General features: G+C 32.6%; 13 protein-coding genes. 11 read left to right on the top strand and 2 right to left on the bottom strand.

The genetic code is table 11. The features are described from left to right. Nucleotides 1-205 precede the first annotated feature (205 nt). Nucleotides 206-733, top strand: a complete 528-nt coding sequence (locus V5784_RS07140) for a GGDEF domain-containing protein (protein ID WP_336888344.1) — start codon at nucleotides 206-208, stop codon at nucleotides 731-733. A 1,138-nt stretch (nucleotides 734-1,871) separates the two neighbouring features. Here V5784_RS07140 and V5784_RS07135 read toward each other — a convergent pair. Then, the gene (locus tag V5784_RS07135) at nucleotides 1,872-2,699 is read right to left on the bottom strand and encodes a sulfurtransferase (RefSeq protein WP_336888343.1); all 828 of its coding nucleotides are present in this window, start codon (nucleotides 2,697-2,699) and stop codon (nucleotides 1,872-1,874) included. Between the two features lie 23 nt (nucleotides 2,700-2,722). Further along, on the bottom strand, nucleotides 2,723-3,169 hold the full coding sequence (locus V5784_RS07130; protein WP_336888342.1) for a GNAT family N-acetyltransferase: 447 nt from the start codon (nucleotides 3,167-3,169) through the stop codon (nucleotides 2,723-2,725). Between the two features lie 187 nt (nucleotides 3,170-3,356). On the opposite strand from V5784_RS07130, the gene V5784_RS07125 reads away from it, so the two are divergent. From V5784_RS07125 to lipB, 10 genes are all read left to right on the top strand, one after another. Then, nucleotides 3,357-4,247 carry a nucleoside hydrolase gene (locus V5784_RS07125; RefSeq protein WP_336888341.1) on the top strand — a complete coding sequence of 297 codons (891 nt, stop codon included), beginning with the start codon at nucleotides 3,357-3,359 and terminating at the stop codon, nucleotides 4,245-4,247. Between the two features lie 210 nt (nucleotides 4,248-4,457). Beyond that, complete coding sequence (locus V5784_RS07120) at nucleotides 4,458-4,625, top strand: hypothetical protein (RefSeq protein ID WP_336888340.1); 168 nt, start codon at nucleotides 4,458-4,460, stop codon at nucleotides 4,623-4,625. Between the two features lie 237 nt (nucleotides 4,626-4,862). After that, entirely contained in the window at nucleotides 4,863-5,333 is a 471-nt protein-coding gene (locus V5784_RS07115) for a YbaK/EbsC family protein (protein WP_336888339.1), read from the top strand. A 409-nt stretch (nucleotides 5,334-5,742) separates the two neighbouring features. Further along, nucleotides 5,743-6,642, top strand: a complete 900-nt coding sequence (lipA, locus tag V5784_RS07110) for a lipoyl synthase (protein WP_336888338.1) — start codon at nucleotides 5,743-5,745, stop codon at nucleotides 6,640-6,642. A 10-nt stretch (nucleotides 6,643-6,652) separates the two neighbouring features. After that, nucleotides 6,653-7,753, top strand: a complete 1,101-nt coding sequence (gcvT, locus tag V5784_RS07105) for a glycine cleavage system aminomethyltransferase GcvT (RefSeq protein ID WP_336888337.1) — start codon at nucleotides 6,653-6,655, stop codon at nucleotides 7,751-7,753. 14 nt (nucleotides 7,754-7,767) lie between these two features. Next, nucleotides 7,768-8,142, top strand: a complete 375-nt coding sequence (gene gcvH, locus V5784_RS07100) for a glycine cleavage system protein GcvH (RefSeq protein ID WP_336888336.1) — start codon at nucleotides 7,768-7,770, stop codon at nucleotides 8,140-8,142. After that, entirely contained in the window at nucleotides 8,142-9,476 is a 1,335-nt protein-coding gene (gene gcvPA, locus V5784_RS07095; RefSeq protein ID WP_336888335.1) for an aminomethyl-transferring glycine dehydrogenase subunit GcvPA, read from the top strand. Before gcvH ends, gcvPA begins: the two co-directional genes overlap by 1 nt. Further along, nucleotides 9,477-10,925 carry an aminomethyl-transferring glycine dehydrogenase subunit GcvPB gene (gcvPB, locus tag V5784_RS07090; protein WP_336888334.1) on the top strand — a complete coding sequence of 483 codons (1,449 nt, stop codon included), beginning with the start codon at nucleotides 9,477-9,479 and terminating at the stop codon, nucleotides 10,923-10,925. Nucleotides 10,926-11,273: 348 nt separating this feature from the next. After that, nucleotides 11,274-12,506, top strand: a complete 1,233-nt coding sequence (gene glyA / locus V5784_RS07085; protein WP_336888333.1) for a serine hydroxymethyltransferase — start codon at nucleotides 11,274-11,276, stop codon at nucleotides 12,504-12,506. Then, the gene (gene lipB, locus V5784_RS07080) at nucleotides 12,503-13,156 is read left to right on the top strand and encodes a lipoyl(octanoyl) transferase LipB (protein ID WP_336888332.1); all 654 of its coding nucleotides are present in this window, start codon (nucleotides 12,503-12,505) and stop codon (nucleotides 13,154-13,156) included. Before glyA ends, lipB begins: the two co-directional genes overlap by 4 nt. The last annotated feature ends 174 nt before the right edge of the window (nucleotides 13,157-13,330 follow it).

Below are 13,330 nucleotides of genomic sequence, written 5' to 3'. Positions count from 1 at the left end.
AAAAAGGTATATTAATTTTTATAATAACGATAGAGGACATAGTTCTTTAGATTATGAAACACCTGCTAAGGTATATTTTGGTACTCAAAAAATTGCTTAAGTTTTTTCATAAACTGTTTGACAAACACGACCACCATACTTTACAAATGATAAGGGTGAAATTACTGGGCTTATTGGTGCAGTATTTGATATCACGAAAGAGATGATGCAGGAAAAACATTTAGATAAACTTGCTTCCTATGACGAACTTACAGAACTCTATAACAGGCGTAAGGGAATGCTTCTATTGGGAAAACAGATCGATCAAAGTAGATGTGATAATCTTCCATTTTCAATTGTTATGATGGATATAGACAACTTAAAAAAAATCAATGACACATATGGTCATAACTATGGAGATGAAATTCTTAAGACGGTTTCGCAAGTGCTGAAAAATAATTTAGGAGATCATGATATAGTTTTTAGGCATGGTGGAGATGAATTTATCTATTTTTTACCTAATATGGATAGAGAGGAAGCCTTTTTAGTGTCGAGAAGGATACGAGAGGGGATACTGAAATTTTTTAAAGATCATGAGAAAAATATATGTAGACATATTTCTGCAAGTTTTGGAATCGCAGTGTTTCCTGATGATGGTGATAGTGTCGATCATCTGATTAATAGAGCAGATAGTGCAATGTATAAAGTTAAAAGAAATGGACGTAATGGGATTGGGCTTGTAAGTGGAATATAATTTTTTAAAGACAAAGCTGGGCATTTTAAGCCGTAACCTTTGTCGTGGATACTAAAAGGCTAGGGTTAATATACTGATAAAAGATGATTTCTGTATTCTATAGGGGCATCTTTTTTTAATTCCAAGATATCAGTCAGTTGGATAAAAAAAGCTTTGGACACAGAAAACTCTATGATGATCACAGATTTTTGTTTTAGGTTAAGACCAAGAAAAAAATAGCCACCAATGAACACCAATTTTCACTTATGAAAAGAGAGTATTTAAAGAACAGAGTACAGAGGAGAAATAAAACTTTTGTCGCATAACTGAAACTTAGAGTTATCTAGTTGAAAGACTCTAAATCACTGTAATTTCTAGATGAAATAAGGCTCTTTCTGATACCTTTAAGGCTACTTGTGACCCCCTTAAGGCTCACCAGTGGCCCTTCCTATTTCTTGCCTCTCAATCCCAATAGTACCAATGGTTTTTAGGCTTTATAGTTTGACGTATCTCGACTATAGGGGTACAATCCTAAGGGAAAGTTTTTAGGAGGACACAGGAGGGAAATGAGAGAGAATAATTGATAATGTATAATTGATAATGGAAGGACAAAAGCTTTAGTCGCAGATGACACAGAGAAAAGCAGATTTTAACCAGGAAAAAGATGAAAACTAGTCACGAATTGCACGAATGGACACGAGTATTTATTTTGGGGTTAAGACCAAGAAAAAGAATTTCTCTGTGAACCTCCTTGTCCTCCATGTCTCTGCGTTGAAAAGTCAGAATCAAAGATTTTCTTAGTGTTCTTTTTAGTTTTTCCTTTGTGTACTCTCTGGTTATTCCTTAATGAGCTTAGTGTAAAGGTATAAGTTTTTCAATCTAAGTAATCTGCGACAGAAAAAAATCTCCTGCCTTGTAGCAGTAAAGTATTCAATTAGCGACCATTCGCATAATTAGCGGTAAAAAAGTCAGAACGTAGTCTACAGGAATGCTGACATTGTAATTTCATAACAATCTCAATGCATCTGACTAAGTTCAACTACAGAGTTATATTCATAACTCTAAGTTTCAGTTATGCGTCAAGGGTAGTAGTTTCTACCAAAAAAAAGATTTAATTCTGTGTAATCTGTGTCAAAAAAACTCCTCTGTCTAGCAATATTTAGTTTTCATCCTTTATTTCAATAAGGTTTTCAGGATAACTTATCCAGTCTGAATAACTTCCTATATATACTTTTCCATTGGAAAAAAATTCACTGTAAACTGTGTAATCTAAAGATGCATTTACTCCAGATCCACATGAAAAGACTATATTTTTAGAGTTATTTAGTCTTTTGAAAATTTCTTTTAATTCTTTTACTGACTTTACTTTCCCATCCTTTAACAATGATTTTGAATCAATAGATAGAGCCGTTGGTATATGCCCTGGTTTAGAATAAAGAGGTTCAGTTAATCCTAAATATCTTTCATATGATCTGCATTCTATCAGGGAGATATCTTTACTTTCTATGGCCTCTTTAACTTCACTTATCTCAATATATATATCCTTTTGGATTTCAAAACTATAACTGCTATTTTCAGGTGAGGAAGTTTTTTCCTGACTTACTAATCCGCCTTTTTTAATCCACTCTGGATATCCACCATCCAGTATTTTAACATTTTCATGACCGATATATTTAAACATCCAAAAAGCTCGAGCTGCTGCGACCATATTCTCGTCATATACGACTATAGAGCTGTCCTTTGTTATTCCTAATTTTTCTATTTTATCTATGAATTCTTCCATTTTAGGTAGTGGCCTAGCTCCTCCATGTTCTTTTTTTTCTCCTGCTAAGTCTCTGTTTAAATCAATGAAAAAAGAACCTTCGATGTGTTCTTCGTTATATATTTTTTCTCCATATTCTGGATCATGTAGATCAAATCGTATGTCTAAGACCACTATGTTTTTAAAATTTTCTTTTAATTTATTTACACTTATAAAATTTTTCATTTAAAGCCTCCTAAAAAATATTATTATTTCTTCCTATAAGTCATATCCAAATGGGGAATTCTATCCTCTAAATAAACTTTGGATATTGCTTCAAAACCCAGACTTTCATAGAATTTTCTTAAATAATCTTGGGCTCCTATGGTTATTTTCTTTTCACCCCAGTGATCGGTTATATAATTTATTCCGGCTTGAACAATTTTTCTAGCGAAGCCTTTTCCCCTTGCCTCAGAAGTTACCAAAACCCTTCCTATGGAAGGATCATCATATGAAACCCCTGATTTTAGGACTCTCAGATAAGCTTGAATTTTATTATCTTCTCTAATCATAAGATGAATTGATTCTAGATCTTTTTCATCTACATCGTTGTAGACACAGTCTTGTTCTACCACAAATATTTCCGATCTTATTCTTAATATTTCATATACTTCCCTACCTGTAAGTTCATCAAATTTTTTAATTTCTAAATTCATTTTCTTCTACGCTCCTATTATAGTATATATATATAATAAGATATCATTTGTTTGTTGAATTTTCAATAAAATTTATTTTGATATGTTTCCAAGAGAGAGGATGTAGGACCTTTCAATCAAAGCTTAAATCAGAACTTATTGAGAAACAAACTTTTCTATGATATTATAGAAAGAAAAGGAGAATTATATGCAAAAGATAATATTAGATTGTGACCCAGGAATGGATGATGCTTTAGCTATCATAATAGGCTTAGCGGATAATAATATAGAGATGTTAGGAATAACTACTGTGGCTGGAAATGTAGAACTTTCTCATACAACAAGAAATGCATTAAATCTTTTGGAATATTTAGATGAAGATATAGATGTATATCGTGGATTGGATAAACCTTTAAGAAGGGATCTATATACAGCGACTGAATTTCATGGGGAAACAGGGATGGGAGACATAGAACTACCAAATTCATCCAAGAAATTTTTGGAAGGATATGCTGAATTTTACTTAAAGTGTGCTAAAGAATATCCCCAGGAAGTTGAATTAATTGCTGTTGGGCCACTTACAAATGTTGCTGCGGCTCTAATTAAATATCCAGAATTAAAAACTCTTTTAAAGGGAATAACTATTATGGGGGGATCACTTTGTGGCGGGAATATAACTCCCTATGCAGAGTTTAATATTTTTGTTGATCCAGAGGCGGCAAATATAGTATTTAATTCGGGTTTAGAGGTGAAAATGATTGGATTGGATGCTACTATGAAGGGACAATTTATATCCAATGAGCTGGATGATATCAGAAAATCTAATTCTAAATATAGTGGTGTAACTATGGAAATTTTTGACTCTATGTTTAGAGTTAGGGGGGAAATAGGAATTACAACTGTGGCATTTCACGATACTATAGCCTTGATCGCACCTATATATAAGGATGCATTTAAGTTTGAAGAAAAAAATATACTAGTTGGAGTAGATGAAAAAAGGGGAGAAACAGCTGAAAATTTTTGTGGTGGTAAAATAATGGTAGCTGTTGATTTTAATAAAGAATGGTTTAAAAAATATTTAATAAAAACATTGGATTAAAACAAAAAAGTAATTTCTGAATTCGACAGGAGTTACTTTTTTTTTATCTAGAAATCATACCTATAAGAATATCATCAAAGGAAATTTCAACATTTTATGTATACACTATACTAAAGTATGCATTTTATCGTCTAATAAGTCTTCACATAGAAGGCTATAGAAAGCCATCGATTTCTTAAAATTGTATACTACGAATAAAGGAGGAAATATATGAGCGTATTAAAAAAAAATCTTGGATTCAAGAGTGAAACAGCAAGTGAAAAGTTTGACATAACAAGAGAAGAAGCATTGGAGATGTTATCTGGTGACAATGTGAAGGTACTCGATATAAGAACTCTAAATGAGATCCAAAGAGTTAAATCGATAGGAAAGATGTGATTATTATCGATTATTATGCCGATGATTTTAAGGAAAGATTAAAAGAATTACCTATTGGTGATACCTAATCTTGTGGTCTGAGCTGGTGGAGTGAGATCACTAGTTGCGTGTGATATGATGGAAAAATTAGGATTTAAGAGCATATACAATCTTAAAGGTGGATTGGAGTCTTTTAATGATTGGGATGTTGAAGACTAAGGTATTATTATTTGAAATAAATTTATAAAAGGGGAAAATATGAGTATTCAGACTGTAAGGCAATATTTTAAAGATAATAATCTTTCTTTAGAGATTATTGAAACCAATGAAGATACTTCTACTGTGGAAAAAGCAGCCAAAGCTCTGGGTGTAGAACCTGACATGATAGCCAAAACTTTGGCTTTTAAGTTGAAAGAAAAAGAAATTTTAATTTTAACTAAAGGCACAGCTAAAACAGATAATAGAAAATTTAAAAATTATTTTAAAGAAAAACCTAAATTTGTTAAATTTGAAAAGGTAGAGGGAGTTACAAGCCATCCAATAGGTGGTGTCTGTCCCTTTGGTCTGCCAAAAAAATTAGAGATATATTTGGATATATCTTTAAAGAAATTTACTACAGTATATCCAGCAGGAGGTTCTCCTAATTCTGCTGTAAAGATCGACGTAAGTTATCTCGAAGAAATAACCTGTGGAACTTGGATAGATATAAGTAAACAAGAATTAGTCTAGATAACAAGCGTCCCTTCCTTAATATAACCAGAAAGATATCATCATCTTATAAATAGAAAATATAGCAAACTCGAAGAGATGAAATTCATATTATTTATATGTTTAATAAAGCTAAAAAGCTTTTATTTTGCTAATAAAAAAGGATTTTTCAAGCCTTTGTTTTATATCTAAATATCTAAATATTTAATTTATTATTCAAGAACGAATTAATAACTACAAAAATAAATTTTATATATGGTGTGAAAAAAGCAACTATACTTATTTTTTTTCAATTCTAAAGGATTACTTATGTAATGCTTACTTTCTTTTATAGCCCAAAACATTTTTTATCAAGTGAAATTAATATTAATTATTTACAAGGCTATATGGCCGGGGTTATAATCAATTTAAGCAGGCGTAAAGAGTACAAATGCCGTTAATGACGAACACAGGAGTAGATGATTTCATGAAGAAAGATACTAGGATAGCAAAACCAGAGTGGCTAAAAATAAGTTTAGGAAATGTTAAGGGTTTTCAAACTATAGAGAATATATTAAAGGAGTTAAATTTAATAACCGTATGTAAAGAAGCTAATTGTCCTAATAGGGCAGAGTGTTACTCCAGTGGAACTGCAACTTTTATGATAATGGGTGGTATGTGTACAAGAAAATGTAAATTTTGTAATGTAAAGGATGGCTCGCCTAAAAGCTTGGACATTGATGAGCCTAAACATCTAGCTGAAGCGGTTAAAAAGCTTAAATTAAATTATGTAGTAGTTACATCTGTAACTAGAGATGATCTAGCTGATGGAGGTGCTAGTCACTTTGCTGAGGTTGTAGAAGAGATAAGAAAAACAGATAAGAATGTAAGAGTTGAACTATTAATTCCTGATTTAAAAGGGAGGGAAGAATCACTAAAAATAATTTTAGACGCAAAGCCGGAAGTGTTAAATCATAATATCGAAACAATTTCAAGGTTATATGAAGATGTAAGACCAGAGGCTGAATATAGTAGAAGTTTAGAGGTCTTGAGGATGTCAAAGGAAATAGATCCTAAAATTAAAACAAAATCTGGAATAATGCTAGGACTAGGTGAAACTCGAGAGGAAGTTGTTCAAGTTTTTAAAGACTTGAGGGAAAATTCTTGTGATTTGTTAACTATAGGACAATACTTAAGACCTTCGGAAGAACACTACCCAATGTATGAATACGTAACTCCCGAAGATTTTGAATGGTACAAGGAAAAAGCTGAAGAAATGGGCTTTGAAGGAGTAGCTTCTGGACCCCTTGTAAGAAGTTCATACAAAGCTTGGGAATTATATAATGATTAAGGAGGGCAAAATGGAATTAAAAAAAACGTCGTTAAATGAACTGCATAAAAAACTAGGTGGTAAATTAGTAGATTTTACAGGCTGGGAACTTCCTATTCAATTTGAAGGGATAAAAGAGGAACATCTAGCTGTTAGAGAAAGAGCCGGTCTCTTCGATGTATCTCATATGGGAGAAATTACTATAGATGGTTCCTATGCTTTAAAATTTGTAGATTATATAGTTGCAAATGATGCAAGCCTTATGAATGAAAATCAAGTGATGTACACATTTATGTGTAACGAAAAAGGTGGAGTTGTGGATGACTTGCTTGTTTACAAGTATACCAATGAAAAAATATTATTGGTAGTAAATGCATCTAATACTGAAAAAGATTATAATTGGGTAGTAGAAAAAGCTAAAGATTTTGATGTTGTAACAAAAAACATATCTGATGATGTTTCACAAATTGCAATTCAAGGACCTAAAGCCCAAGAGATTCTTCAAAAGATTACAGATACCGACTTAAATGAGATAAAATTCTTTACATTTAATTCTAAAGTTTTACTATCTGGAGTAGAATGCCTAGTTTCAAGAACTGGATATACTGGAGAAGATGGATTTGAAATATACCTAAGTCATGATAAAGCTACTTCTATTGTAGAAGAACTATTCAATGTTGGTGGAGAGGATCTTTCCCCTATAGGCCTTGGAGCGAGAGACACACTTAGATTTGAAGCTGGTTTACCTCTTTACGGGAATGAATTAGGAGACGATATTACTCCACTTGAATCAGGGCTTGGTTTCTTTGTAAAATTAGAGGCTGGAGATTTTATAGGAAAAGATATTCTGGTAGCACAAAAAAGAGACGGCTTAACAAGAAGAATTGCAGGATTTAAATTAACTGGAAAAGGTATTGCTAGAGGTGGATATAAGGCATTTGCCGAAGGAAAAGAAATAGGATATGTTACAACGGGCTATAAACTTCCTGGACAGAAGGACAGTATTGGCCTTGCTCTTATAAATATAGAATATGCTAAGATAGGTAAAAATATTCAAATAGAAATTAGAAATAAACTTATAGATGCCGAAATAATCAGTAAAAAGTTTTTAGAAAAGAAATATAAAAAATAGAGGAGGAATTAATCATGGAAAAATTACTTTACACGAAAGACCACGAATGGGTTAAAGTAGAGGGGAATACAGCACTTATAGGGATTACTGACCATGCACAAGAATCATTGGGGGAAATCGTATATGTAGAACTTCCTGAAGTTGATGATGAACTTAAAATTGGAGAAGCTTTCAGTGTTATAGAATCTGTAAAAGCAGCTTCAGATTCATATATGCCTGTCTCAGGAAAAATTATCGCAGTTAACGAAGATTTAGAGGATGACCCCACTCTATTAAATTCAGATCCATACGGAACTTGGATTTTAAAAGTTGAACTTTCAGACAAAGGAGAATTAGATTCATTATTAGAATTAGCAGCATATAACGAATTATGTGAGGAGGCTCATTAATGTTTAGATATATACCGACTACAGAGGAAGACAGAAAAGAGATGTTAGATGTAATTGGTATTAAGAACGTTGAGGAACTTTTTAATGATATTCCCAAAGATCTGAAACCAGCTCATAAATTAAATATATGTTCACCTATGTCTGAAATAGAATTAAAAAGAAGAATAGATGAATTAGGTAATAAAAATTTATCTGAACTTATATGTTTTAGAGGCGCAGGAGCATATGATCACTACACTCCTTCAGCAGTTGACCATTTGATTAGCAGATCTGAATTTTATACAGCTTATACACCATATCAACCTGAGATTAGTCAGGGAACATTACAGTGTATATTTGAATTTCAAACGATGATAGCGAACTTAACTGGAATGTTTGCATCCAATGCTTCAATGTATGACGGTGCAACGTCAGCAACAGAAGCAGCTATGGTAGCAGCAACTGTTACTAAAAGAAAGGAAATAGTTGTTTCTAAAAGTGTTCATCCTGAAACAAGAAAAGTTCTGAAAACATATTGTAGATTTAGAGATATAAAGGTAGTAGAGGTAGAGCTAGACGAAGGTGCAACTTCTATTGCAGATTTAAAAGCAAAAATTTCTGATAAAACAGCAGGAGTAATGGTACAAAGTCCAAATTTCTTTGGAATAGTCGAAGATCTGGATGAAATAAGAGAAAACATTACAGATAAGAAAACAAAATATATTGTATGTACAGATCTTATAGCAATGGGAATGCTTAAAACTCCTGGAGAATCTGGAGCAGATATTGTTGTTGGAGATGCTCAGAGTTTTGGAAGCGGACTTGCGTTTGGTGGACCTTACCTAGGATTTATGGCAGTAACTAAAGGGCTTATTAGAAAAATGCCAGGAAGAATAGCTGGAGAAAGTGTTGATCAAGATGGTAAAAGATCTTATGTTTTAACTCTTCAAGCTAGAGAACAACATATTAGAAGAGAGAAAGCTACTTCTAATATTTGCTCTAATCATGCATTAAATGCTTTAGCTGCTTCTATTCATATGAGTCTTTTAGGAAGGGTCGGATTGGAAAAAGTTGCTGAACTATGCTATAAAAATGCTAACTATACTATGACTAAAATTATAGAATCCGGTAAGTATAAATTAAAATTTAATAGACCTTTTTTCAGAGAATTTGTAATTGAGGGGAAAGAATCTCCTGAACTTATCAATGAAAAATTATTACAAGCTGGAATATTGGGTGGATATCCTTTAGAAAAAGAATATCCTGAATTTAAAAATACATCTTTAGTTTGTACTACTGAAAAAAGAAGTAAATTAGAGATAGATGACTTTGCTGAAAGGATGGGTGAGATATAGATGAAAGAATATAATAAACTTATATTTGAAATTTCTAAAAAGGGAAGATGTGGTTATGCTCTTCCAGAATTAGAGGTAGGAAATGTCCCTCTTGATTTGGTAATACCAAAGAATCTATTAAAAACAAAGGATGTAAAACTTCCTGAGGTAAGTGAAAATGATGTAGTTAGACATTATACTCGTCTATCTAATAAAAACTTTGGATTGGACACAGGATTCTATCCTTTAGGATCCTGTACAATGAAATACAATCCAAAAATAAATGAAGAGATAGCTAGAAATCCTAAAATGATGAATCTTCACCCTTACCAACCTGAAGAAAGTGTACAAGGAGCTCTTGAAATGATGCATGAAGTAGGCCTACATCTATCTGAAATTTCTGGAATGGACGAAGTATGTCTTCAACCAGCTGCAGGTTCTCATGGAGAGATGACAGGACTTATGATGATAAAAGCTTACCATGAAAAAAATGGAGATTTCAAAAGAAAAAATATAATATTACCTGATTCTGCTCATGGAACTAATCCATCTTCGGCACAAGTTGTAGGATTTAATATAATTGAGATTAAATCAACTCCTGAAGGTGACGTAGATATAGAAACTTTAAAAGAGCATCTAAATGATGGACTAGCAGGATTTATGTTAACTAACCCCAGTACTCTTGGAATTTTTGAAGCAAATATTCAAGAGATATCAGCTCTTATCCATGAAGCCGGTGGACTCCTATACTATGATGGTGCAAATATGAATGCCATCATGGGAAAAGCTAGACCCGGGGATATGGGATTTGACGTAATGCATTATAATTTACACAAGACTATGACAACTCCACATGGTGGGGGAGGTCCTGGAAGTGGAGCTATAGGATTTAAAAGTAGACTTGCACCTTTCCAACCATTACCAGTTATAGAAAAAATAGGAGAAAAGTATTGCCTTAATTATGACAGACCAGATAGTATAGGTAAAGTTCGTAGTTTCTACGGAAATTATGGAGTTATTTTAAGAGCGTATTCATATATATTGACAATGGGTGGAAGTGGACTGACGACTGCAAGTGAAACTGCAGTTCTTAATGCAAATTATATGATGGCAAGATTAAAAGAACATTACCCTATTGCAGTGGATAGAGTATGTAAGCATGAGTTTGTATTAGCGGAGCCAAAACATGAAAGTATAACTACTCTTGATATTGCAAAAAGACTTTTAGACTTTGGATATCATCCGCCAACAATCTATTTCCCACTTATTGTAAAAGGGGCTATGATGTTTGAGCCTACAGAAACAGAGAGTAAGGAAACAATGGATGGATTTATAGATGCTATGATTACCATAAGAAAAGAGATGGATGAAAATCCTGAGATAGTTTTATCAGCACCTAATACCACATTAATTAAAAGGGTAGATGAAGGAAAAGCAGCAAGAGATATAATTGTTACTCACACTTGGTAATATATAATTTAAGCATAATAATAATAAAGGAGGAGAAACAATGAGTTTTTTAAATGGTAGATCGGCTAAAGAAGCTATAGAAGATAGTATACTAAAATCTCTTCTTGAAAGAGATGCAAAAATTTGTGATGCATGAAACAGAAATGCGACTTTATCTGTAGCATTTGCAGTAAAAGCTGAACTATCTCAGGATGAGGTAGAAGAAGTTAAAAATTATGTTGAAGATTTAAAAGATGAAGAATTATTACTTAACAATAAGGTTAAAGTTACCCTTATAAAAGGTGATGTAAAAGAAAGAAAAGATGTAGCCCTTTTAATTTTTAGATATAAACATATGGAGGGTTTTTAATGGACCATAAGAAACTCAGTGATGTTGATAAGGAAGTCTTTGATCAAATAGTTAACGAGAGAAATAGACAAGAAAATGGAATCGAATTAATTGCATCTGAAAACTTTGTATCTAAAGCAGTAATGGAAGCAGTTGGTTCGGAATTTACAAATAAATATGCTGAAGGATATCCTGGTAAAAGATATTACGGTGGTTGCGAGCATGTAGATGTTGTTGAAAACCTTGCCATTGAAAGATTAAGAAAATTATTTGGTTGTAAATATGCAAATGTTCAACCTCATTCTGGTTCTCAAGCTAATATGGCTGTATATATGGCTCTTATAAATGTAGGAGATAAAATACTAGGCCTGGCATTAGATCAAGGGGGACACCTTACTCATGGTCACTTTGTAAATTTTTCAGGATCTCTTTATGATGTAGCTTCATACAAGTTAACTGAAAAAGAGCAAGTTATTGATTATGATAATATTAGAGAAATAGCTCTGAAAGAAAAACCAAAGTTGATCATAGCAGGAGCTAGTGCTTATTCAAGAAAAATAGATTTTAAAAAGTTTAGAGAAATAGCAGACGAAGTAGGAGCATACCTTATGGTAGATATGGCACATATTGCAGGTCTTGTTGCTGCTGGTCTTCATGAAAACCCAGTACCTTATGCCCATGTAGTTACATCTACAACTCATAAGACATTACGTGGACCTCGTGGTGGAATTATTATTTCAAACGATGAAGAGGTTATGAAAAAAGTTAATAAAACTGTCTTCCCCGGTATTCAAGGTGGGCCTCTAATGCATGTAATTGCAGGTAAAGCAGTGGCATTTAAAGAAGCTCTTTCAGATGAGTTTAAAGAATATCAAAAACAAGTTATTAAAAATGCAAAGGCAATGAGTGAAACTCTTATCGAAAGAGGATTTAATTTAGTTTCTGGAGGAACGGATAATCATATGTTCCTAGTTGATCTTCAAAATAAAGGAATAACTGGTAAAGAAGCTGAAAGGTTACTTCTAGAAGCCGATATCACTACAAATAAAAATACTGTTCCAAATGATCCTCAAAAACCATTTGTAACAAGTGGAATAAGAATAGGAACTCCTGCTGTAACTACTAGAGGGATGAAGGAAAAAGAGATGGTTAAGATCTCTAATATGATTGCAGATGTTATAGAAAGTAAGGATGGTAAAATCTATAGGAACGAAGTTCAGGCCTTAGCAGCAGAATTTTCACTACATAAATGATGAAAGATATAAAAGTTATAGACACAGGAAAGGTACCATATTTAGAATCGTATGATTTACAGATGAAATTTTTCGATAACTTAATTTCTGATAAAGAAATTTTTGGGTATCTTATTATAACTGAGCCTAATCCCACTATAACTAAGGGGATTAGAGGAGAAGACAGGGAAATTTTTATTTCTAAAGAGGAAAGGGAAGAGAAAGGAATCGAGCTTATTGATATTAGAAGGGGTGGGAAGGTAACTTTCCACGGGCCTGGTCAAATAGTTATCTATCCTATCTTGAATTTATCTCACTTCAAAAAAAATATTAAATGGTATATTGAATCTTTAGAAGATGTTGTGATTCTAACATTGGAAGGATTGGGAATAAAAACTCATAAAAAAGAAGGAATTATCGGTATTTTTACTGAGAAAGGAAAGATTTGTGCTATAGGAGTAGAAGTAAAAAAATGGAGGACACTTCATGGTATTGCAATTAATCATGAGGTTGTTCTAGATTATTTTAATAACATTAATCCTTGTGGCCTAAATGATCTAGGAGTTACTTCGATATTAAATGAAGGTAAAAAAGTTACAAGAAAAGATATCATAGATCTCTTTAAATTAAACTTTTCTAAGGTGTTTGATATTGAACTAAAAAATTATTAGAAATAAATAAAAACCAGGGATTATAATCCCTGGTTTTTGGGTCTGTCTCATATTTTGTGTAAACCTCCAAATTAGTGTAAACTACAATTACATTAATTTGGAGGTTTTTTTATGAGAAAAAAAAGAAAAGATTTATCCCCTGATGAATTAGCACGAAAAGAGCTAATTAGAGAA

It is taken from the genome of Psychrilyobacter sp. (genome assembly GCF_037132775.1).
GTDB lineage: Bacteria > Fusobacteriota > Fusobacteriia > Fusobacteriales > Fusobacteriaceae > Psychrilyobacter.
This window is presented reverse-complemented; position numbering and strand designations above follow the sequence as displayed.